The 21,485-nt window shown below is 67.8% G+C and carries 19 protein-coding genes and 2 tRNA genes; 6 read left to right on the top strand and 15 right to left on the bottom strand.

The window, feature by feature from the left end:
* Window positions 1-73 precede the first annotated feature (73 nt).
* From G582_RS15670 to G582_RS0105720, 13 genes are all read right to left on the bottom strand, one after another.
* Entirely contained in the window at window positions 74-691 is a 618-nt protein-coding gene (locus G582_RS15670; protein WP_051246800.1) for a ribonuclease HII, read from the bottom strand.
* A complete protein-coding gene (gene lpxB, locus G582_RS15675) occupies window positions 688-1,827 on the bottom strand; it encodes a lipid-A-disaccharide synthase (RefSeq protein WP_038053094.1) in 1,140 nt (379 codons plus the stop codon). The genes G582_RS15670 and lpxB overlap by 4 nt, the downstream gene beginning before the upstream one ends.
* 178 nt (window positions 1,828-2,005) lie before the next feature.
* Window positions 2,006-2,800, bottom strand: coding sequence for an acyl-ACP--UDP-N-acetylglucosamine O-acyltransferase (gene lpxA, locus G582_RS0105670; protein ID WP_028839007.1), 795 nt, complete (start codon window positions 2,798-2,800; stop codon window positions 2,006-2,008).
* Between the two features lie 16 nt (window positions 2,801-2,816).
* Entirely contained in the window at window positions 2,817-3,284 is a 468-nt protein-coding gene (gene fabZ, locus G582_RS0105675) for a 3-hydroxyacyl-ACP dehydratase FabZ (protein WP_028839008.1), read from the bottom strand.
* Window positions 3,281-4,300 carry a UDP-3-O-(3-hydroxymyristoyl)glucosamine N-acyltransferase gene (gene lpxD / locus G582_RS0105680; RefSeq protein ID WP_028839009.1) on the bottom strand — a complete coding sequence of 340 codons (1,020 nt, stop codon included), beginning with the start codon at window positions 4,298-4,300 and terminating at the stop codon, window positions 3,281-3,283. Before lpxD ends, fabZ begins: the two co-directional genes overlap by 4 nt.
* A 13-nt stretch (window positions 4,301-4,313) precedes the next feature.
* Window positions 4,314-6,779: an outer membrane protein assembly factor BamA gene (bamA, locus tag G582_RS0105685; RefSeq protein ID WP_028839010.1), complete on the bottom strand. Its 2,466-nt coding sequence runs from the start codon at window positions 6,777-6,779 to the stop codon at window positions 4,314-4,316.
* Window positions 6,780-6,875: 96 nt separating this feature from the next.
* A complete protein-coding gene (gene rseP, locus G582_RS0105690) occupies window positions 6,876-8,234 on the bottom strand; it encodes an RIP metalloprotease RseP (protein WP_028839011.1) in 1,359 nt (452 codons plus the stop codon).
* A complete protein-coding gene (gene dxr, locus G582_RS15680; RefSeq protein WP_425476536.1) occupies window positions 8,231-9,409 on the bottom strand; it encodes a 1-deoxy-D-xylulose-5-phosphate reductoisomerase in 1,179 nt (392 codons plus the stop codon). The genes rseP and dxr overlap by 4 nt, the downstream gene beginning before the upstream one ends.
* Before the next feature lie 2 nt (window positions 9,410-9,411).
* Entirely contained in the window at window positions 9,412-10,263 is an 852-nt protein-coding gene (locus G582_RS0105700) for a phosphatidate cytidylyltransferase (protein ID WP_028839012.1), read from the bottom strand.
* Entirely contained in the window at window positions 10,260-11,045 is a 786-nt protein-coding gene (uppS, locus tag G582_RS0105705; protein WP_425476537.1) for a polyprenyl diphosphate synthase, read from the bottom strand. The genes G582_RS0105700 and uppS overlap by 4 nt, the downstream gene beginning before the upstream one ends.
* A gap of 49 nt (window positions 11,046-11,094) precedes the next feature.
* Window positions 11,095-11,652 carry a ribosome recycling factor gene (gene frr, locus G582_RS0105710; protein ID WP_028839014.1) on the bottom strand — a complete coding sequence of 186 codons (558 nt, stop codon included), beginning with the start codon at window positions 11,650-11,652 and terminating at the stop codon, window positions 11,095-11,097.
* Window positions 11,653-11,717: 65 nt separating this feature from the next.
* A complete protein-coding gene (gene pyrH / locus G582_RS0105715) occupies window positions 11,718-12,440 on the bottom strand; it encodes a UMP kinase (protein WP_028839015.1) in 723 nt (240 codons plus the stop codon).
* Between the two features lie 76 nt (window positions 12,441-12,516).
* Window positions 12,517-14,004, bottom strand: coding sequence for a GGDEF domain-containing protein (locus tag G582_RS0105720; RefSeq protein ID WP_028839016.1), 1,488 nt, complete (start codon window positions 14,002-14,004; stop codon window positions 12,517-12,519).
* A 292-nt stretch (window positions 14,005-14,296) separates the two neighbouring features.
* Between G582_RS0105720 and G582_RS17170 the strand changes: the two genes are divergently transcribed.
* Complete coding sequence (locus G582_RS17170) at window positions 14,297-14,932, top strand: lysoplasmalogenase (RefSeq protein WP_051246803.1); 636 nt, start codon at window positions 14,297-14,299, stop codon at window positions 14,930-14,932.
* Between the two features lie 148 nt (window positions 14,933-15,080).
* Here G582_RS17170 and G582_RS0105730 read toward each other — a convergent pair.
* Window positions 15,081-15,157: transfer RNA gene (locus G582_RS0105730), tRNA-Asn, on the bottom strand.
* A 107-nt stretch (window positions 15,158-15,264) separates the two neighbouring features.
* Window positions 15,265-15,795, bottom strand: coding sequence for a GspH/FimT family pseudopilin (locus G582_RS0105735; RefSeq protein ID WP_028839017.1), 531 nt, complete (start codon window positions 15,793-15,795; stop codon window positions 15,265-15,267).
* Between the two features lie 211 nt (window positions 15,796-16,006).
* Here G582_RS0105735 and uvrB point away from each other — a divergent pair, with 211 nt between their 5' ends.
* The 5 genes from uvrB (at window position 16,007) to rpmI (ending at window position 21,483) form a co-directional block, all read left to right on the top strand.
* On the top strand, window positions 16,007-18,016 hold the full coding sequence (gene uvrB, locus G582_RS0105740; RefSeq protein WP_028839018.1) for an excinuclease ABC subunit UvrB: 2,010 nt from the start codon (window positions 16,007-16,009) through the stop codon (window positions 18,014-18,016).
* A gap of 145 nt (window positions 18,017-18,161) precedes the next feature.
* Window positions 18,162-18,236, top strand: a tRNA-Val gene (locus G582_RS0105745).
* A gap of 244 nt (window positions 18,237-18,480) precedes the next feature.
* Window positions 18,481-20,382, top strand: coding sequence for a threonine--tRNA ligase (gene thrS, locus G582_RS0105750; RefSeq protein ID WP_028839019.1), 1,902 nt, complete (start codon window positions 18,481-18,483; stop codon window positions 20,380-20,382).
* Window positions 20,383-20,472: 90 nt separating this feature from the next.
* The gene (gene infC / locus G582_RS0105755) at window positions 20,473-20,997 is read left to right on the top strand and encodes a translation initiation factor IF-3 (RefSeq protein WP_246037199.1); all 525 of its coding nucleotides are present in this window, start codon (window positions 20,473-20,475) and stop codon (window positions 20,995-20,997) included.
* Between the two features lie 288 nt (window positions 20,998-21,285).
* Window positions 21,286-21,483, top strand: coding sequence for a 50S ribosomal protein L35 (rpmI, locus tag G582_RS0105760; protein WP_027083463.1), 198 nt, complete (start codon window positions 21,286-21,288; stop codon window positions 21,481-21,483).
* Window positions 21,484-21,485 lie beyond the last annotated feature (2 nt).

Here is a 21,485-nt window from a genome sequence, read left to right on the forward strand (position 1 = left end):
CGGTGTTGAAGCCGCAGGTTAGGGCCCGCAGCGGAGGCGGGCAAGGCTTGACAGTACGCGATCCGTGCGTGACTCAGGCTGGCTGCGGCAAACCCGGCAGTTCCGCCTGCAGCGGCATGGGTTCCAGCGCCGCACGCACCGGCGCATAGCTGCGTCGATGTTGCGGGCAGGGGCCGTGCGCCTGCAGTGCCGCCAGATGCAGCGGGCTGGGGTAACCCTTGTGGCGGTCGAAGCCGTATTGCGGATAGTGCGCGTGCAGCTCGCGCATGCGCGCATCGCGCGCGACCTTGGCAAGGATCGAGGCGGCCATGATGCTGCGGTCGCGGGCGTCGCCGCCGATCCACGCCTCGGTCGGGCAGGGCAGGTCCTTCGGCAGGCGGTTGCCGTCGATGCGCGCGCAGTCGGCGACGTGGGCCACACCCAGCAGCGCTTCGCGTATGCCGTGCATGGTGGCCTGGAAGATGTTGCGGCGGTCGATCTCGTCGGCTTCGACAAACACGATTTTCCACGCCAGCGCGCGTTCGAGGATGCGCGGGTAGAGCAGCTCGCGCTTCTTTTCGGTCAGCGCCTTGGAGTCGTCGAGCCCGTTCACCGGGGTGCGGCCCGGCGCGAACACCACCGCGGCCACCACCACAGGCCCGGCCAGCGGGCCGCGCCCGGCCTCGTCGATGCCGGCAACGCGCAGGCTCATGGCTGCCGCAGGAGCTGCGCCACCGCCTCGGCGGCGCGCGCCGAGGCGTCGCGGCGCAGCGTCTGGTGGATGGCGAGGAAGCGCGGCTGCAGCGCTGCCACCGCCTCTTCGTCGCGGAACCAGCGCAGCAGCGCGGCGTGCAGGTTGTCCGGCGTGCAGGCGTCCTGCAGCAGCTCCGGAATCAGCGCCTCGCCGGCCAGCACGTTGGGCAGGCTGACGTGGGCGGACTTGAGCATGCCGAACAGCCGGACGATGCGGTAGGTCAGCGGCGCGATGCGGTGGCCCACCACCATCGGCCGCTTGCACAGCATCGCTTCCAGCGCGGCGGTGCCGGACGCCAGCAGCACCGCGTCGCTGGCGATCATGATCCGCTGCGCCCGGCCGTCGATGACGCGGAACGCCGGCGCGTCGCCGAGGATGGCGTCGATGGCGCTGCGGCACTGCGCGTTTGCCGCAGGCACCAGCACGCGCAGGCCGGGGACATCCGCGGCAAGGCGACGCGCGGTCTCGGCGAAGTCGGGCAGCATGCGGCGGATTTCGCCCAGCCGGCTGCCGGGCAGCAGCGCCAGGATTGGCGCGTCGTTGGATTCGCCCAGTGCCGCGCGAGCCACGTCGCGATCCGGTTGCAGCGGAATTGCGTCGGCCAGCGGGTGGCCGATGAACGTGGCATCCACGCCGTGCCTGGCGTAGATCGGCGGCTCCATCGGGAACAGGCAGAGCACGCGGTCGGCGCTTTCGCCGATCTTCAAGGCGCGGTTTTCGCGCCATGCCCAGACCGAAGGGCTGACGTCGTGCACGGTGCGCACGCCGCGCTGCTTCAGCCAGCGCTCCACGCCGAGATTGAAGTCCGGCGCATCGATGCCGATGAACACGTCGGGATTCCAGTCCAGCACGCGCTGGCGGAAAGTCTTGCGCAGCTTCAGCAGGCGCGGCAGGTGCGCCAGCACTTCCGCCAGGCCCATCACCGCCAGCTCGCTGGCGTCGAACCACGTGTCCATGCCCGCGGCGCGCATGGCATCGCCGCCGATGCCGGCGAACTGCGCATCCGGAAAGCGTTCGCGCAGCGCCTCGATCAGTCCGGCGCCAAGCTGGTCGCCGGAGGTTTCGCCGGCGCAGAGGGCGATGCGTGGGGTCATGGCTTGTTTCGCTTCGGGGTCGCGCCGTTGCGGCGGCTGGGGTGTGTCCCAACGCACTCGCTGGCGCGAGCGCACTCCCCGATACTCGCTTTGTCGGGACACACCCCAGCCGCCGCAACGGCGCCGGTAGTGCTGCGCCTTGCAGCTATGTCCCTTCTAGCGACAAGGCCGACCGGGCTCACCGCAGCAACGGCCGCTCGCCGGCGTCGATGAAATCGAGGAAGGCGCGCACGTCCTCGCTGCCCGCGGCGATCTCCGCCAGCTCGAGCTTGGCTTCGTCCAATCTCGCCTCGCCCATGTACAGCGCCCGGTACGCGCGCTTGATCGCGGCCACGCGGGTGGCGTCGAAGCCGCGGCGCTTCAGGCCCTCGGCATTGATCCCACGCGGACGCGCGTATTTTTCCTGCGCGATCATCAGGAACGGCGGCACGTCGCCGTTGACGAAGGCCCCCATGCCGATGAACGCGTGGTCGCCGACCCGGCAGAACTGGTGGACGCCGGAGAACCCGCTCAGGATCACGTGGCTGCCGACGGTGACATGGCCGGCCAGGGTGGCGTTGTTGGAGAACACGCAATCGTCGCCGACGATGCAGTCGTGGGCGATGTGGCTGTAGGCGAGGATCCAGTTGCGGTTGCCGAGGCGAGTGATGCCGCCGCCTTCGCCGGTGCCGCGATTGATGGTGACGAATTCGCGGATCGAATTGCCGTCGCCGATCTCCAGCGCCACCCGCTCGCCGCGGTACTTCTTGTCCTGCGGCTCGCCGCCGATCGCGGCATGGCCGTGGAACACGTTGTCGCGGCCGATCCGGGTGGGGCCTTCGATCAGGCAGTGCGGGCCGATGCGGGTGTTGTCGCCCACCTCCACCTCGGCACCGATCACCGCATAGGCGCCGACCTGCACGCCCGCACCGATCCGCGCGCGCGGATCGATCACGGCGGTGGGGTGGATGGCGCTGGCGTCGTGGTTGCTCATCGTTGCTGCCGCAGGTTCAGTCGCGCGATGCCGCGCACAGGATTTCGGCGCAGGCGACCTGCTCGCCATCGACTCGCGCCACGCCCACGTACTGGGCCATGTTGCGGATGCGGCGCTTGAGCTCGACGTCGAGCTCCAGGCGGTCGCCGGGCACCACCATCCGGCTGAACTTGGCGTTGTCCACCTTCACCAGGTAGAAAGTTTCCGTCTGCGGATCGCCGGCTGCGGTGGACAGCTGGGTCAGCAGCCCACCGGCCTGCGCCAGCGCCTCCACCACCAGCACGCCCGGCATCACCGGCTTGCCGGGGAAGTGGCCCTGGAAGAACGGCTCGTTGATGGTGACGTTCTTGTAGGCCAGCACGCGCTTGTTCGGCTCCAGCGCCACCACCCGGTCCACCAGCAGGAACGGATAGCGGTGCGGCAGCAGGCGCTGGATGTCGGCGATGGTGGCGGGCAGCGCCGGCATTGCGGTGGTATCGGTCATTCGGTGTCCTTCGCATCGGCGGGCAGGCGCCGGGCGATGCGGTCAAGTTGCTTGAAGCGGGCGGCGCTCTTGCGCCAGCTGCGATTGTCCATCAACGGCGTGCCGGAAGAATACTCGCCCGGCTCGCGGAGCGAATGGGTGACCAACGACATCGCGGTGATCACCGCCCGGTCGCAGACCTCCAGATGACCGAGGATGCCGGCACCGCCGCCAACCAGACAGTGGCGGCCGATTTTTGCGCTGCCGGCCACCGCGGCGCAGCCGGCCATCGCGGTATGCGCGCCGATCCGCACGTTGTGGCCGATCTGGATCTGGTTGTCGAGGCGTACGTCTTCTTCCAGCACGGTATCGCCCAGCGCGCCGCGGTCGATGGTGGTGTTGGCGCCGATTTCGCAATCGTCGCCGACCACCACGCCGCCCAGCTGCGGCACGTTGATCCAGCGCCCGGCTTCCATCGCCATGCCGAAGCCGGCCGCGCCCAGCACGGCGCCAGGCAGGATGCGCACGCGTTTGCCGAGGCGTACCCGCGTCCACAGGGTCACCCTTGCCTGCAGCTCGCAATCCTCGCCGACTTCGCAATCCTCGCCGACCACGCAGCCGGGGCCGATGATCGCGCCGGCGTCGATCCTGCTGCGCGCGCCGATGCTGACGTGCGGGCCGATGCTGGCGCCGGGATCGACCTGCGCGGTGACATCCACCGCCGCGGTGGGATGGATGCCGGACGCGTGCACCGGCCGCGGCTCGAACAGCGCGGCGATGCGCGCGAACGCGACGTAAGGGTCGCGTGCCAGCAGTGCCGTGCCGGTGCAGGCATCGGCGTCGTCGGCGCGCAGCACCACCACGCCGGCGCGGGTCTGCGCCAGTTGGCTGCGATAACGCGGATTGGCCAGAAAGCCCAGCTGTGACGGCGAGGCATCGGCCAGGGTGCCGACGCCCGCCACCGTACGGTCTTGCCCGCGCAGCTCCAGGCCGAAGCGCGCGGCAAGCTCGGCGGCGGTGAACGTCGGCATGGTCATGCCGGCGTTGCCGTCAGAGCTGGCCGCCGAAGTTGAACTGCAACCGCTCGATCCGGTCGCCGTCCTTCTTGCGCAGCGGCAGTGCGTAGCTGATCGACAGCGGCCCCATCGGCGAGCGCCACAGCAGCGCCACGCCGGCCGAAGCACGCAGTTCGCCGGCATCGAAGTTGTCCCAGCCGTTGTAGACGTTGCCGACGTCCAGGAACGCAGACACGCGCGCCGACGGGCTGTCGAACAGCTTCGGGAAGATCGCTTCCACCGAACCGGCCAGCAGCACCGAGCCGCCCAACGGCTGGCGGTAGCCGAAGCTGGATGTGTAGACGGGGCCGAGGGTGTTGTCCATGAAGCCGCGCACGCGCCCGCTGGAGGCAATGCCGCCGGCGTAGAAGTTCTCGAAGAACGGCAGCCCGGTGGCGTTGACGGTCTTCACGTAGTCCGGCGAATTTGTCAGGCAGGGATCGGTGCCGATCGGGCCGGGCACGTAGGTGTCGCCCTGCCCGTCGTTGTTGGTGTCCACCAGGGTGGGTGCGGTGAAGCAGAGGTTGCGGCTGTAGTCCTTGCCGTAGGAATCGCCGTAGCCCAGGTTCAGCGCGGTCTTGACCACCAGCGCCGGATGCAGCGGCCAGTACTTGGAGATGTCGTACTGCAGCTTGAAATATTCCACCGTGGAGCCGGGCAGGGCGATTTCAGCGGAGAGGTTCTGGGTGCCGCCCACCACCGGGGTGAAGTAGTTGTTGCGGGTATCGCGGCCCCAGCCCACTTGGGCGCGCCAGCTGTGGAAGGTGCGCTGGCCAACCGCCTTGACGTAATCGACCAGCGGCTGCGGGGTCGAGCCTTCGAACGCCAGGATCTCGTTGCTGTCGATGCCCACCATCAGCGAGATGGAGTCGGCTTCGCTCAGCGGCAGCCCCATGAACACCTGGAAGGAGCCGCTGTTGGTGGAGTAGGAGGCGACGTTGAAGCTGGAGTAGTCGAACTCGCGCCACCACAGGTTGTAGCCCAGCGACATGCCGTCGTCGGTGAAATAGGGATTCACGTACGAGAAGTCGTAGCGCTTCTGGTAGTCGCTGCGGGTGATCGCGGTGGAGACGCGGTTGCCGGTGCCGAGGAAGTTGTTCTCCTGCAGCTGCAACGACAGGTTCAGGCCGGACAGCTGCGAATAGCCGACGCCGGCCGAAATGCTGCCGGACGTGGTTTCCTTGACCGTGTAGACCACGTCCACCTGGTCGTCGGTGCCGGCCACCGGTTCGCTGTCGACGCTGACTTCCTCGAAGTAGCCGAGGCGGTCCAGCCGCACCTTGCCGCGGTCGATCGCCGCCTGCGAATACCAGCTGCCCTCGAACTGGCGCATTTCGCGGCGCAGCACCGGGTCGGCGGTGCGGGTATTGCCCTTGAACACGATCCGGCGCACGTTCACGCGCGGGCCGGGCTGGACCTGGAAGTCGACCGCCACGGTGCGCTTGTCGCGGTCGATGCTCGGCACCGGGTTGACCCGGGCGAAGGCGTAGCCGATGTTGGAAAGGCGCGCGGTGATCGCGTTGGTGGCCATTTCCAGCAGCCCGCGCGAAAAAACGTTGCCGGGCCTGATGAAGCTGACGATGGTTTCGACCTCGGACTTCGGCAGCACCGTGTCTCCGGACACCGAGATGTCGGCGAAATTGTAGGCCTCGCCCTCGGTCATGCCGGCGGTGATGAACATGTCCTTGCGGTCGCCGCTGATCGCCACCTGGGTGGAATCCAGGCTGAAGTCGACGAAGCCGCGGTCCAGGTACCAGGAGTTCAGCTTCTCGATGTCGCCTGACAGCTTCTCGCGCGAATACTGGTCGTCGCGCTTGTACCAGCTCATCCAGTTGCTGGTATGCGACTCCCAGCCCTTGGTGATGTCCTCTTCCTCATACCTCTCGTTGCCGATGAGGTTGATGTGGCGGATCTTGGCCGCTTTGCCTTCCTTGACGTTGATGGTCAGGTTGATGCGGTTGCGGTCCAGCCGCTCCACCGATGGGCTGATCTGCACGCCGTACTTGCCGCGGTTGTTGTACTGGCGAGTCAGCTCCTGGGTGACGCGATCCAGGTTGAGCGGGTTGTAGGTTTCGCCCTCGGCCAGGCCGATGTCCTTCAGGCCCTTGGTCAGGTCCTCGGTCTTGAGGTCCTTGTTGCCGGACAGGGTCAGCTTGTTGATCGCCGGCCGCTCGACCACGCTGATCACCAGGATGCCGCCCTGGCGATCCAGCCGCACGTCCTCGAAGAAGCCGGTCTTGTACAGGGCGCGCAGCGCCTCCGCGGCCTTGCCCTGGTCGAGGGTGTCGCCGCGTTCCACCGGCAGGTAGGTGAACACGGTGCCGGCGCCGATGCGCTGCAGGCCGTCGATGCGGATGTCGCTGACCGTGAAGGGCGCGAGCGCCGTCTGCGCCAGCGCCGGCAGCGAAAGCGCCGAGGCAAGGGCAAGGGTAAGCAGGCGGCGGTGCATGGGTCGGGTCATTCGGAACATCCTGTTGAGCTGCCTGGTCCGGCGTTGCAGTATCGCAGCGCCCTGTTGCGGGGAATGCGGCGGCGCGGGCAGCGCCAACCGGGGGGGTCACGACATCAGGTGCAGGATGTCGTTGTAGAAAGCCAGTCCCATCAGCCCTGCGATCATCGCAAGGCCGATGTAATGGCCGACAGCCATGGCCCGCTCGCCCACGGGGCGGCGGATGACAAGCTCGATAAGGTAATACAGCAGATGACCCCCGTCCAAGACGGGGATCGGAAGCAGGTTGATCAAGGCCAGGCTGACCGACAACAGGGCCAGGAAGTTCAGGAACCAGGCCGGGCCGCGGGCGGCGAAGTCGTTGGCGGCGCGGGCGATGGTCAGCGGGCCGGAAACGGTGTTCTGCACCGATACCCGGCCGGTGAAGGCGCGGCCGATCATGTCCACCAGCTGGCGGGCCTGGAAGCCGGTCTCGCGCGCGGCGGCGGGGATCGCCGCCAGCAGCCCGTAGCGCAGGGTGGCGTCGTGCGGCGCCGGGCCGAGGGCGGCGTTGCCGACGCCGAGGATCCAGCGCGGCTGGCCGTCGTCGCCGGCCATGCGCTGCGGGGTCAGCTCCAGCGCCAGCCGCTCGCCGTCGCGTTCGACCTCGACCATGCCCGGCACCCCACGCGCGCCCAGCCGGGCCACCAGCGGGGCGATGTCCTCGAAACTGGCTACCGGATGGGCGTCGATGGCGGTGATGCGGTCGCCTTCGGCCAGCACGCCCCAGGCCGGCGTGCCCTCGCGCACGCTGCCGACCAGCGCCGGCAGCAGCAGGTGGCGGGGGACCAGGCCGATCTCGCCGATCGCGCGCAGCTCGTCCGCCTGCGCCGGCAGCTTCTGCAGCGGCAGCGAGCGGATGGCGGTGCCGCCGTCCTCGCGCTGGATCCGCAGCGGCACCGACTGGCGATCCAGCGCGGCCACCGACAGCGCCATGCCCAGCTCGCTCCAGGTGGGTGTTTCGCGTTCGCCCACCGCCAGGATGCGGTCGCCCGGCTGCAGCCCGGCCTGCGCGGCGATGCCATTGGCGCTGCCGACCACCGGCGCGTAATCGGGACGGCCGATCACCAGCATCGCCCACAGCAGGCCGAAGGCCAGCAGCAGGTTGGCCAGCGGCCCGGCAGCCACGATGGCGATGCGCCGCCATACCGACGCGCGGTTGAACGCGCGATCCAGCTCGTGCGCGGCGACATCGCCCTCGCGTTCGTCCAGCATCTTCACGTAGCCGCCCAGCGGGATCGCGGCGATGACGTATTCGGTGCCGTCCTTGCCGATTTTCGACCACAGCGGTTTGCCAAAGCCCACCGAGAAGCGGAGCACCTTCACCCCGCAGCGGCGGGCGACCCAGAAATGGCCGAACTCGTGGAAAGTGACCAACACCCCCAGCGCGACCAGCAACCACCACACCGAGCCGAAGAAATCGCTCATGCGCGGCCCCCGTGCGCCGGCAGCGCGGCGATGCGCGCGCGCGCAGCAGCGCGGGCACCGGCATCGGCGGCCAGCAGCGCATCAATCGAATCGGCGGACTGTGGCGGCATGACGTCGAGGGTGGCGGCAACGGTATCGGGGATGCCCAGAAAACCGATCCGGCCCTGAAGGAAGGCTGAAACCGCTTCCTCGTTGGCGGCGTTGAGCACTGCCGGCGCGGTGCCGCCCGCAGCCAGCGCCCCGAATGCCAGCGCCAGGCAGGGGAAGGCGTCCAGGTCCGGTGCCTCGAACTCCAGCTTGCCGCCCTGCGCCAGCAGATCCAGCGGGCCGACCCCGGAGGCGATCCGCCGCGGCCAGCCCAGGCCCACTGCCAGGGCGGTGCGCATGTCCGGCAGACCGAGCTGGGCGAGGCTGCTGCCGTCGGCGAAATCGACCAGCGAATGCACCAGCGACTGCGGATGCACCAGCACGCGGATGGCGTCGCCGGGTACGCCGAACAGGTGGTGGGCTTCGATCACTTCCAGCCCCTTGTTCATCAGGCTGGCGGAATCGACCGAGATCTTCGGCCCCATCGACCACTTCGGGTGCGCCACCGCCTGCGCCGGAGTCACGGAGGCGAGCGCGGCGCGGCTCCAGCCGCGGAACGGGCCACCGGAGGCGGTCAGGGTGATCCGCGCCGGCGCGTTGCCGTCGGCCAGGCACTGGAAGATGGCGTTGTGTTCGCTGTCGATCGGGACGATGGTGGCGCCGCCCCGGCGGGCTTCGCGCATCAGCAGCTCGCCGGCCAGCACCAGCGATTCCTTGTTGGCCAGCAGCAGGCGTTTGCCGGCGCGGGCAGCGGCAAGCGTGGAGGGCAGGCCGGCGGCGCCGACGATCGCGGCGACCACGGTATCGCAGGCATCGCCGGCGACCAGAGACTCCAGCGCTTCGCCGCCGGCATGTGCTTGGGTGGCCAGCCCGGCTTCGCGCAGGCCGTCGCGCAGCGCGGCATAGCCGGCCGGGTCGGCGATCACCGCATGTTCGGGGCGGTGCGCCAGGCACAGCGCCAGCAGCGCGTCGACCCTGCTGCCGGCCGCCACCACGCTGGCGCGCATCGCATCCGGATGGCGCGCAATCACGTCCAGCGCGGAGGTGCCGATCGAACCGGTGGCGCCGAGCACCGCTACCCGCTGCATGTTCAGAACCCCAGCCAGATCTTGGCCAGCGCGAATACCGGCAGCGCCGCCAGCACGCTGTCGACGCGATCCAGCACGCCGCCGTGGCCGGGGATCAGGGTGCCGGAGTCCTTCGCGCCGACGTGGCGCTTGAGCAGGCTTTCGAACAGATCGCCGGCTACCGAGAACACCACCGTGACCGCCGCTGCCAGCGCCACCGCCGGCAGCTGGCTGGCCTTGGCGCCAATCAGCAGCGCGCCGATGATCGCCACCAGCATCGCCAGGCCGACGCCGCCGGCGACGCCTTCCAGGGTCTTGTTCGGGCTGATCCGCGGCGCCAGCCTGCGCCCGCCGAACCATTGCCCGCCGAATTTGCGGCCGGTGAAGTAGGCGCCGCTGTCGGCCGCCCAGACCAGCAGGAGCGCCAGCAGCAGCCAGCGGTGGCCGTTGGGCTGGCTGGCATGGATCACCGCCAGCGCGCACCAGGCCGGGACCACCGCGGCGGTGCCGGCGGCGAGCTTGAATACCCGCGCGTTGCCGTCGTGGCGGGAAGCGAAGTCGTAATGGCGCAGCCACAGCAATGCCAGCAGCCACCAGGCCACCCCCAGCACCACGGTCAGCTGGAACAGCGGCAATGCGCCGGGATGCTGCGAGCGCGAGCCCCAGACCAGTGCCACCATCAGCGCCAGGTTGCAGGCCAGCAGGATGCTGCGCGCCAGCGCGTCCTCGATGTCGGCCAGCTTCAGCCATTCCCACAGCGCCGCCAGGAACACCAGCGCGCTGAGCAGCATCAGCCAGCCGGTGGGCAACAGCAGGACGGCGCCGATGACGGCCGGTGCCATGACCAGGGCGGCCAGGATGCGGGTCTTGGTCACATCGTTTCTCCAGGGGCGGGTTGCCCGAGCTGAGCGCTGGTCAGGCCGAAGCGGCGTTCGCGGCGGGCGTAGTCGTCCAGCGCGGACTGCAGCAACGTGGCGTCGACATCGGGCCACAGGGCGTCGGTGAACCAGAGTTCGGTATAGGCCAGCTGCCAGAGCAGAAAATTGCTGATCCGCACTTCGCCGCCGGTGCGGATGAACAGGTCGGGGGCGGGCAGGTCGGCCAGCGCCACGCGCGCGCCCAGCGCGTCCTCGTCGATCTGATCCGGACGCAGGCGGCCGGCGGCCACCTCCTCGGCCAGCGCGCGCGCGGCGGCAGCGATGTCCTGGCGGCCGCCATAGCTGGCGGCGATGTTCAGTTGCAGGCGGGTATTGCCGGCGCTCAGGGTTTCCGCTGCCTGCATGCGGGCGAGGATTGCGCCGTCGAAACGGTTACGCTCGCCGATGAAGCGCAACCGCGCGCCCAGCCGGTGCAGCTCCTCGACCTCGCGCTCCAGTGCGCCGAGGAACAGCTTCATCAGCCCGCCCACTTCCTCGGCCGGGCGGTTCCAGTTTTCGCTGGAAAACGCGAACAGGGTCAGCGCACCGATCCCGCGCTCCAGGCAGAACTCCACGCTGCGCTTGACCGCACGCGCGCCGGCACGATGGCCGATCAGGCGCGGGCGGTGGCGCTGCTGCGCCCAGCGGCCGTTGCCGTCCATGATGACGGCAAGGTGCCGCGGCACGCCGGCGGCTGCGGGCAGCCCCGCGTGCGCAAGCGGGCCGGCCGTGCCGTTCAACGGGACGGCCTGGTCACGGGCGGGGCATTGCGGTCGCCTGCCACGTCGCTCAAACCGACATCAGCTCGACTTCCTTCGCCTTGATCACGTCGTCCACGTCCTTGATTGCGGCGTCGGTGATCTTCTGGATCTCGGCCTCGGTGCGCGCGCTCTCGTCCTCGGTGATCTGCTTGTCCTTCAGCAGTTCCTTGACCTGGTGGTTGGCGTCGCGACGGATGTTGCGGACGGCGATCTTGGCGTCCTCGCCTTCGCTGTGCACGACCTTGGTCAGGTCGCGGCGGCGTTCTTCGGTCAGCGCCGGGATGTTCAGGCGGATGGTGGTGCCGGCGGTGTTCGGGGTCAGGCCCAGGTCGGAGGCGAGCAGGGCCTTTTCCACCGCGCCCACCATCTGCTTTTCCCACGGGGTGATGACGATGGAACGGGCGTCGGCGACCGAGACGCTGGCGACCTGCGACAGCGGCATCTCGGAACCGTAGTAGTTGACCTTGATGCTGTCGACCAGGCCGGCGTTGGCACGACCGGTACGGACCTTGACCAGGGCGTGGCGCAGCGCCTCGATGCTCTTGGCCATGCGGGCCTGGGCGTCTTTCTTGATCTCGTTCAACATGCGGCGCTCCGGAGGTGTTCTGCAAACCCGCGATTATAAGCGGGGCCGGTACCGCCGGGCGCGGCTCAGTCGCGGGCGCGGACCAGGGTGCCGATCGGTTCGCCGCGGAGGATCCGCAGCAGCACGCCGGGCTCGGCCATGTCGAAGATGCGCAGCGGCAGGCGGGCATCCCGGCACAGCGCGAAGGCGGCGGTGTCCATGACCTGCAGGTTGCGCGAAATCACCTCGTCGTAGGTCAGGGTGTCCAGCTTGACCGCATCGGGATACTTCTTCGGGTCCTTGTCATAGACGCCGTCGACCTTGGTCGCCTTCAGCAGCAGGTCCGCGCCGATCTCGATCGCGCGCAGGGCGGCGCCGGAGTCGGTGGTGAAGAACGGGTTGCCGGTGCCGGCCGCGAAGATGACCAGCCGGCGCTTTTCCAGATGGCGGATGGCACGGCGGCGGATGTAATCCTCGCACACGTCGTTCACCTTCAGCGCGCTCATCACCCGAGCCTTGCCGCCGAGTTTTTCCAGCGCATCCTGCATCGCCAGCGCGTTGATCACCGTCGCCAGCATGCCCATGTGGTCGCCGGTCACCCGGTCCATCCCGCCTGCGGCCAGGCCGGCGCCGCGGAAGATGTTGCCGCCGCCGATCACCAGCGCGATTTCGGCACCGGCATCGCTGGCTTCGATAACCTCGCGCGCCAGCCGGTTCAACACCTTGGGGTCGATGCCGTAGTCCTCGTCCCCCATCAGCGCCTCGCCGGACAGCTTCAGCAGGACGCGGCGGTAAGCGAGATTGGACATGGAGGCCTCGGGCAATGGAAAACCCGAGGATTCTAGCGGAAACGGCGCGCCGGCTCAGCCGCGCACGGGCCCGCGGTCACGCGCCGTGCAGGCGGACGCGGTTGCGGCCTTCGCGCTTGGCGCCATAGAGGACGTCGTCGGCGGCCTGCAGCAGTTCGTGGACGCTGTTGAAGCGGTTTTCCGGCTCCCCGTTGTGGGTGGCGATGCCGGCGGAGAAGGTGGTGAACACGGGCTGGCCGTCGACAATGGCCATGGGCGTGCGCGAAACCTCTTCCAGCAACCGCTGCAGCACCTGCCGCGCGGAGGATTCGCTGGAATAGTTGAGCACCAGCAGGAATTCCTCGCCGCCGTAGCGGGCGATCAGGTCGGTGCTGCGCAGGGTGCGCTGCACGGTCTGGGCGAACTGGCGCAGCACCTGGTCGCCGACCAGATGGCCGAACCGGTCGTTGATCTTCTTGAAATCGTCCAGGTCCAACAGCGCCACGGTGAGCGGGTGCAGGCCGGCGGCGGCGAACTCCTGCTCCAGCACCTCTTCCATGTGCAGGCGGTTGTAGACGCCGGTCAGCGGATCGCGGCGCGCCTGCTCGCTCAGCTGGCGCATGCGCTCTTCGGTGATCCGGGCTTCCTGGTGCGACTGCGAGGCATCCTGGATCTGCCGCAGGTTGCGCAGGATCAGCAGTTCCCGCGCCTCGTCCGAGATGGCCTGCAGGTGTGAGGGCTGGTCGATCCGCACCTCGAACAGGGTGCTGATTTCCGGCAGCGAGACCGCGAGCTGCGAAAGCACCTCTTCCAGTGCTTCCTTGCCGCGGCCGATGCTCGATTCGATGCGGGCGCAGGCAAGTTCGCGCGCGACTTCGGCCGCCTCGGGCTGCGCCAGCCATAGGTCGGCAATGGCGCCGGAGGCCTGGATGCAGCGCAGGAAGGGGTCTTCGGCGTCGGCCAGCTCGCTGGCGGCGATGGCTTCCACCAGATAGTCGGGCAGGTTCCACCTGCGCGCCAGCCAGGCGCCGACGTCGGCGTGGTCGGCGTCGAAACGCTCGCGCTCCAGTGCCAGCAAGGTGGCGTTGTCCTCGGTGCCGGCGCACAGCGCGGCGTATTCCTCCGGCATGGCCTGCAGCAGTGCCAACCTGCCGATGTCCTGCAGCAGCCCCGCCAGCATCAGGGTTTCGGCGCGTTTCAGGCTGGTCTGCTGTCCCAGCTGCCGGGCGGCCATCGCCGCCAGTACGCTGCGCCGCCAGATTCGTTCCTGCAGCTCGGCAGTGCCATTGTGGCCGCGCAGGCCGTGGATCAGGGAAAACCCCAGCGCAAGGCTCAAGGTGGCGTTGAGGCCCAGCATCGCCATGGCCTGGGTGAGCGTGTCGATGCGCCGGCGGGTGGCGTAAAGAGGCGAATTGGCGACCCGCAACAGCCGCGCGCTCAACGCCGGATCGACGCTGATCAACTGCGCAGCCGCGCCCAGGGTGGCATTGGGGTCCTGCGCAAGCGCGATGATCTGCATCGCGACGCTTGGCGGCGACGGCAGGTTGCGGCAGTGCAGGAGAGTGATTTCGAGTTCCGTTCGCATCGTGTTTGGATTGGATTCCAGATCTCCAGTATGCGTGTGAATGGTGACTGCGGTAAGTCGGGGCGAAATCAGTGGCGGTGCGTGACCGCATCGGCAGGGAATCCGCGCGCTGGATCGTCTACCGTTGCGGTTCTTTGTCCGCGCCGGCTGTGGTGCCGGACGGGCGTCGGCCGCGCATCCCGGCGGGCAGACCGGCGCCGTGGCCGGCGCGAATCACCCATCGGAGAGAAATGACGCCTTCGTTTGTGCCATCGCCAGCGGCGCCTGTCCATCGCCGGGTACGGGGACGGCCATGAATGCCGTCGTCCCGCTGACCGGTATTTGCTTGCTCGCGGTTGCGATGCTGGTCTGGGCGGAATTCCGCCGGTCGCAGCCGGTTCGCGCGCTGGCCAAGCTGGTTGCCAGCAGCGCCTTCGTCGCCATCGCCTGGCAGCTGGACGCCGCGGCCAGCCGCCACGGCCGTTGGTTGCTGGCCGCATTCGCCTTGAGCTGGGTGGGCGACGCGCTGCTGCTGTCCGCGCGCAGCCGTGTGTTCCTGGTCGGCCTGTTCGCCTTCCTGGCCGCGCATGTCGCGTTCGCCGGTGCGTTCCTGATCCTGCCGCAGCGCATGCCGGCGCTATGGGCTGCGGTCGTGGCGTTGGCTGCCAGCGGCCTGTTGATGCTGCGCTGGCTGTGGCCGCACCTGAAGCCGGTCTACCGGCCGGCGGTGACCGCCTACGTTGCGTCGTTGGTGGCGATGGCGGCGCCAGCGATCTCGGCAACCGCTGCTGGCGGCGACTGGCGCTACGCGGCCGGTGCGCTGGCGTTCGCCGCCTCCGATGTTGCCGTCGCCCGCAACCGTTTCGTTGCGCCCGGGCCGGCGAACAAGGCGTGGGGACTGCCGCTGTATTACGCGGCGCAGGTCATGTTCGCGCTGTCGCTGGGATGAGGGTGGCCCGGCGGTCGCCGGGCGATCCCTGGATCCCGAGAATCCGTGCCGACGTCCATGGGTGGCTGCGGAAAAATCTCCGCCGACGTTCTGGCTACGCCGGAAAAAACTCAGGGCCGCCGAAGCGACCCTGGGTCTTTGAAATATTTGGCGCCCGAAGTTGGACTCGAACCAACGACCCCCTGATTAACAGTCAAGTGCTCTAACCGGCTGAGCTATTCGGGCGAGGTCGCGCATTGTATGCGGGTCGTTGCGGTTGGGCAAGCGGGTGCGCGCGAAATTTTGCGCTGCCGGCCGGTGGTTGCGGCAGGTGCCCGGCGGCCTGCCGCGGTTCAGCGCGGGCAGGGAAGTGGCGTCGTCGGCCGCTCCGTGCGCGGCCGGCCAACGTTGTTGACGATGACCCGGCCGAGCAGTTCGCCGCCTTGGCTGCAGATGGAGAGCGTCAGGTTGCTGCCGCCGCTGGTGCCATCGGGCAGGTAGCGCAGCTGCTGGCGCCCGGCGCTGCTGATGATGCGGAGGTGGCGGCTGGTGGGCTGCCGGTCGACGCGCAGGATGGCGTCGGTGGCGTCGGCCTGCCGGTTGCCGTCCTGGTCCACGAACAGCAGCCAGCCGGGGCTCCAGTCGGTGCCGGCGTCGCAGCGGGCGCCATCGCTGCTCGGGCAGAGCACCGTGCGGCGGCCGTGGTTGACGGCCGCCATGCGGGCGAGCTGCATGTGTGTGACCAACGAGGACGCGACAGTGGTAGCGCGATATCGCTCCAGCAGCGCGTTCATTGGCGATGCCGCGACCCCGGCGACGATGGCCAGGATGGAGGTGGTGGCCAGCAGTTCGATCAGGGTGAATCCGGCAGGGCTTCTGGGCATGGCGGTGCTCCGGCAGGTGGACGCAGCCTGGGCCGTCAGGGCCTGCGGCGGCATCGGTGCGGGGCGAATGGGCGGGTCGGAAAAGTCCGCGGCGGGCGCTGGGACTTTTCCGTGACGGCCGGTGTCGTTGCGGCGGCGTAAACTTTCAGGTTGCCTTGTTGCGCGCCGCCAGATGACCCAGTCCGTCCCGTCCGACCTCGACCTGACCACCGTGTCCGCCGGCTTCCAGCTGGTGTCGCCGTATTCGCCCGCAGGCGACCAGCCGCAGGCCATCGAAAAACTCGTCGCCGGTTTCGAAAGCGGGCTGGCCAAGCAGGTGCTGCTGGGCGTGACCGGCTCGGGCAAGACCTACACCATCGCCAACATGATCCAGCAGGTGCAGAAGCCGACCCTGGTGATGGCGCCCAACAAGACCCTGGCGGCGCAGCTGTACGGCGAGTTCAAGGCGTTCTTCCCGCACAACTCGGTGGAATATTTCGTCAGCTACTACGACTACTACCAGCCGGAAGCCTACGTCCCGTCCAGCGACACCTACATCGAGAAAGACAGCTCGATCAACGACCACATCGAGCAGATGCGGCTGGCCGCGACCAAAGCGCTGCTGTCGCGGCGCGACACCATCGTCGTCGCCTCGGTGTCCGCGATCTACGGCCTCGGTGCGCCCGAAGACTATCTGGCGATGCGATTGATCCTGTCGCGCGGCGAACGCATCGACCAGCGCGAGCTGCTGCGCCACCTGACCACGCTGCAGTATTCGCGCAACGAGATGGTGCTGGACCGCGGCACCTTCCGCGTGCGCGGCGAGACGGTCGACGTGTTTCCGGCCGAATCGGACCTGGAGGCACTGCGCATCGAGCTGTTCGACGGCGAGATCGAGCAGCTGTCGATGTTCGACCCGCTGACCGGCGAGATCCTGCGCCGGCTGCCGCGCTACGTGATCTATCCCAAGACCCATTACGCCACCCCGCGCGAGCGCACCCTGAGCGCGGTGGAAACGATCAAGGCCGAGCTGCGCGAGCGTCAGGAACAGCTGTACGCGGCGAACAAGCTGGTCGAGGTGCAGCGGCTGAGCCAGCGCACCCAGTTCGACCTGGAAATGATGGCCGAGGTCGGCTACTGCAACGGCATCGAGAACTACTCCCGCCACCTGACCGGGCGCGCGCCCGGCGACCCGCCGCCGACCCTGTTCGACTACCTGCCGGCGGATGCGTTGCTGGTGATCGACGAATCGCACGTCACCATTCCGCAGGTCGGCGCGATGTACAAGGGCGACCGCTCGCGCAAGGAGACGCTGGTGGAGTTCGGCTTCCGGCTGCCGTCGGCGCTGGACAACCGGCCGCTGAAGTTCGAGGAATGGGAGGCGCGCGCGCCGCGCAGCGTATACGTTTCGGCGACGCCAGGCCCCTACGAATTGCGCGAGGCCGGCGACGAGATCATCGAGCTGGTGGTGCGCCCGACCGGGCTGGTCGATCCGCCGGTGGAAATCCGCCCGGTGGCCACGCAGGTGGACGATCTGCTCAGCGAGATCCGCGCGCGGGTGGCGCTGGAAGACCGCGTGCTGGTCACCGTGCTGACCAAGCGGATGGCCGAGAACCTCACCGAATACCTGTCCGAACACGACGTGAAGGTGCGCTACCTGCATTCCGACGTGGACACGGTGGAGCGGGTGGAGATCATCCGCGACCTGCGGCTGGGCGTGTTCGACGTGCTGGTCGGCATCAACCTGCTGCGCGAGGGACTGGACATGCCGGAGGTCTCGCTGGTCGCCATCCTCGATGCCGACAAGGAAGGCTTCCTGCGCAGCACCGGTTCGCTGATCCAGACCATCGGCCGGGCCGCCCGCAACCTGCGCGGCAAGGCGATCCTGTACGCCGACCGGGTCACCAATTCGATGCGCGCCGCGCTCGACGAGACCGACCGCCGCCGCAGCCGGCAGGTGGAATACAACGCCGAACACGGCATCACCCCGCAGTCGGTGCAGCGCGCCGTGCGCGACGTGATGGAGGGCGCGCGCGCGGAACCGGGCGAGTTGAAGGGGCGCGGCAAGGCCAAGCGCGTGGCCGAGCCGGAGCTGGAATACCTGCGGCTGTCGCCCGCGCAGCAGGCGGCGCGACTCAAGGAGCTGGAGCAGAAGATGCACCAGCACGCCCGCGACCTCGAGTTCGAGGATGCGGCGCGGGTGCGCGACCAGATCCGCAGGCTGCGCGAGGCGAGTTTGTAGGGCGCGCGCGACTGGGAGAGGGGGTCAGAGTGGCTTTTCGCTCCGGAAAAGCCACTCTGACCCCCCTTTCCTTCCCTTTCCCTGCCTTTTCTTCCGTTTTCTCTTGTCGACGCCGGATTTGTCAGGCTACAATTCGCGCCCCTTCGGGCGGTTAGCTCAGCGGTAGAGCACTACCTTGACATGGTAGGGGTCACAGGTTCGAACCCTGTACCGCCCACCACGCCAGCTCTCAAACATGGAGCGCCGGCGTGGCAACGAAACGGAGAGAGGTGGCCCGCGGCAACGCCGGCCGAGCGTGCGACATGGACACTACCGGCGCCCACTGCTGATCCTGCCGACGCATTCGCGCTCCCTTCAATGTGGATGATCGAAAAGGCGCCTCGGCGCCTTTTTTCGTTTTGTTCGTTCGTCCCTGAACCAAGAGTCCCGCCGCCACGGCCGGGCTTTCCAGAAGAGCAAATCCCATGATCTCGATCACGCTCCCCGACGGCTCCCAGCGCCAGTTCGATGCTCCCGTGTCCGTGCAGGACGTTGCCGCCTCCATCGGCGCGGGCCTGGCCAAGGCCACCCTGGCTGGCAAGGTGGACGACCGGCTGGTCGATGCCAGCCACGTCATCGACCACGACGTGGCGCTGTCCATCATCACCGACAAGTCGCCGGAGGCGCTGGACATCCTCCGCCACTCCACCGCGCACCTGCTGGCGCAGGCCGTGCAGCGCCTGTTCCCCGGCGCGCAGGTAACCATCGGCCCGGTGATTGATAACGGCTTCTATTACGACTTCGCCTTCGAGCGCCCGTTCACGCCGGAAGACCTGCCGGCGATCGAGGCGGAAATGCAGAAGATCGTCAAGGAAGCGCTGCCGGTCAGCCGCAGCGTCAAGTCGCGCGACGACGCGGTGGCCTTCTTCAAGGGCATGGGCGAGGCCTACAAGGCCGAGATCATCGAAAGCATCCCGGCCGATCAGGCGCTGTCGCTGTATTCGCAGGGCGAGTTCACCGACCTGTGCCGCGGTCCGCACGTGCCCGGCACAGACAAGCTGCGCGCGTTCAAGCTGATGAAGGTGGCTGGCGCCTACTGGCGCGGCGACCACAACAACCAGATGCTCAGCCGCATCTACGGCACCGCCTGGCTTAACGACAAGGACCTCAAGGCTTACCTGCACCAGATCGAGGAAGCCGAGAAGCGCGACCACCGCAAGATCGCCAAGGTCCAGGACCTGTTCCACCTGCAGGAAGAGGGTCCGGGGCTGGTGTTCTGGCATCCCAAGGGCTGGAGCATCTGGCAGACCGTCGAGCAGTACATGCGCAAGGTCTACCGCGACACTGGCTACGGCGAGGTGCGCTGCCCGCAAATCCTCGATGTCGAGCTGTGGAAGAAGTCTGGCCACTGGGACAATTACAAGGACAACATGTTCTTCACCGAATCGGAGAAGCGCACCTATGCGCTGAAACCGATGAACTGCCCCGGCCACGTGCAGGTGTTCAACCAGGGCCTGCACAGCTACCGTGACCTGCCGATCCGCTACGGCGAGTTCGGCGCCTGCCACCGCAACGAACCGTCCGGCGCGCTGCACGGCATCCTGCGCGTGCGCGGCTTCACCCAGGACGACGGCCACGTGTTCTGCACCGAAGGCCAGATCGAATCCGAGGTGCGTGCGTTCCACGCGCAGGCGCTGAAGGTGTATTCCGACTTCGGTTTCAGCGACATCCAGATCAAGATCGCGCTGCGCCCGGATTCGCGGCTGGGCGACGATGCCACCTGGGACAAGGCCGAGGATGCGCTGCGCAACGCGCTGCGTGCTTCCGGCGTGGAATGGGAGGAGCTGCCGGGCGAGGGCGCGTTCTACGGCCCGAAGATCGAGTACCACCTGAAGGATGCGATCGGCCGCACCTGGCAGCTGGGCACCATGCAGGTGGACTTCATGATGCCGGGCCGGCTGGGCGCGGAATACGTGGACGAACACAGCCAGCGCCGCCACCCGGTGATGCTGCATCGTGCCATCGTGGGCTCGATGGAGCGATTCATCGGCATCCTGATCGAGCACCACGCCGGCCAGTTCCCGGCGTGGCTGGCCCCGGTGCAGGCGGTGGTGATGAATATCACCGACGCCCAGGCCGATGCCGTCGAAGCGGCCAGGAAATCCCTTTCCAATCAAGGTTTCCGGGTGGTTTCGGATTTGCGGAACGAAAAAATCGGCTATAAAATCCGCGAGCACACGCTGCAGCGCGTGCCGTACCTGCTGGTGGTCGGTGACCGCGAGAAGGAAAATGGCATGCTCTCGGTGCGTACGCGGGGTGGGGAAGACCTTGGCAGCATGACCGTTGACGCCTTCGCCGCCAGACTGCGGGAAGAAGGCGCCGGCTGACCGCCCCGCCGCTTCGCGCAAACCCGCCCACCGGTTCCGGAACCGGTGGGCGAACCGGCCCGCAGGGGCCAACCCTTGGAGACAGCCACAATCAGCATCCCTGACAACAAGCAGAACCGGCGGAACGGCGAAATCCGCGTCCCGCGCGTACGCGTCATCGGCAGCGACGGCGAAATGATCGGCGTGCTCTCGCGCGACGAAGCGCTGCGCATGGCCGAGGAAGAGGAACTCGACCTCGTCGAGATCCAGCCCAACGCGGATCCGCCGGTCTGCAAGATCATGGACTTCGGCAAGTTCAAGTTCGAACTGCAGAAGAAGGCCAACGAAGCCAAGAAGAAGACCAAGCAGGTCGAGATCAAGGAAGTGAAGTTCCGTCCGGTCACGGACGAGGGCGACTACCAGATCAAGCTGCGCAAGATGCGCGAATTCCTGCTGGAAGGCGACAAGATCAAGGTCAACATCCGCTTCCGTGGCCGCGAGATGAGCCACCAGGAGCTGGGTCGCGAGATGGCGGCGCGGATCGAGGGCGATCTTGGCGAAGACATCGTCATCGAATCGCGTCCGCGCCTGGAAGGGCGGCAGATGGTGATGATGATCGCGCCGAAGAAGAAGTAAGGCTCGCGGCCGGTCGCCCGCAGGGGCGACCGGTGCGGTGGCCGGACGGACGAGCGTGGTATCGGGTAGTTGGCCGCTTCGCAATTTCAGGCGATTTGAGAGTTCCCCGGAAATCCGCCATAATGCGCGGCCCGGTTTGCCGGGAATGTTGTCGGTTTCACTCATGGACCCGCCCTGATCCGTTTCGGATCAAGGGCTTACCCACCGGTCGGGCAGGATGGAAAGCGTGGTGGCGCCGCAAGGCAACACCGCCGCCCAGGCCAGTTCTAGATTTCGCAAGGATTCCCAATGCCCAAGATCAAGACCAATCGGGCGGCGGCCAAGCGCTTCCGGAAGACCGCTTCCGGCAAGTACAAGTGCGGCCACGCCAACAAGAGCCACATCCTCACCAAGAAAGCGACCAAGCGGAAGCGCAACCTGCGGCAGACGAACCATGTTCGTGCCGAGGACGCGGGCCGTCTGGACCGCATGCTGCCGTATTTGTGAGG

It is taken from the genome of Thermomonas fusca DSM 15424, from assembly GCF_000423885.1.
Classification (GTDB): domain Bacteria; phylum Pseudomonadota; class Gammaproteobacteria; order Xanthomonadales; family Xanthomonadaceae; genus Thermomonas; species Thermomonas fusca.

Coding starts and splice junctions, on each gene's coding strand:
- G582_RS0105735 (WP_028839017.1), bottom strand. CDS start 15,795: ATGCCCAGAAGCCCTGCCGGATTCACCCTGATCGAACTGCTGGCCACC.
- G582_RS0105720 (WP_028839016.1), bottom strand. CDS start 14,004: ATGCGAACGGAACTCGAAATCACTCTCCTGCACTGCCGCAACCTGCCG.
- frr (WP_028839014.1), bottom strand. CDS start 11,652: ATGTTGAACGAGATCAAGAAAGACGCCCAGGCCCGCATGGCCAAGAGC.
- G582_RS15670 (WP_051246800.1), bottom strand. CDS start 691: ATGAGCCTGCGCGTTGCCGGCATCGACGAGGCCGGGCGCGGCCCGCTG.
- lpxB (WP_038053094.1), bottom strand. CDS start 1,827: ATGACCCCACGCATCGCCCTCTGCGCCGGCGAAACCTCCGGCGACCAG.
- rpmI (WP_027083463.1), top strand. CDS start 21,286: ATGCCCAAGATCAAGACCAATCGGGCGGCGGCCAAGCGCTTCCGGAAG.
- bamA (WP_028839010.1), bottom strand. CDS start 6,779: ATGACCCGACCCATGCACCGCCGCCTGCTTACCCTTGCCCTTGCCTCG.
- thrS (WP_028839019.1), top strand. CDS start 18,481: ATGATCTCGATCACGCTCCCCGACGGCTCCCAGCGCCAGTTCGATGCT.
- pyrH (WP_028839015.1), bottom strand. CDS start 12,440: ATGTCCAATCTCGCTTACCGCCGCGTCCTGCTGAAGCTGTCCGGCGAG.
- G582_RS17170 (WP_051246803.1), top strand. CDS start 14,297: ATGAATGCCGTCGTCCCGCTGACCGGTATTTGCTTGCTCGCGGTTGCG.
- lpxD (WP_028839009.1), bottom strand. CDS start 4,300: ATGACCATGCCGACGTTCACCGCCGCCGAGCTTGCCGCGCGCTTCGGC.
- rseP (WP_028839011.1), bottom strand. CDS start 8,234: ATGAGCGATTTCTTCGGCTCGGTGTGGTGGTTGCTGGTCGCGCTGGGG.
- lpxA (WP_028839007.1), bottom strand. CDS start 2,800: ATGAGCAACCACGACGCCAGCGCCATCCACCCCACCGCCGTGATCGAT.
- fabZ (WP_028839008.1), bottom strand. CDS start 3,284: ATGACCGATACCACCGCAATGCCGGCGCTGCCCGCCACCATCGCCGAC.
- dxr (WP_425476536.1), bottom strand. CDS start 9,409: ATGCAGCGGGTAGCGGTGCTCGGCGCCACCGGTTCGATCGGCACCTCC.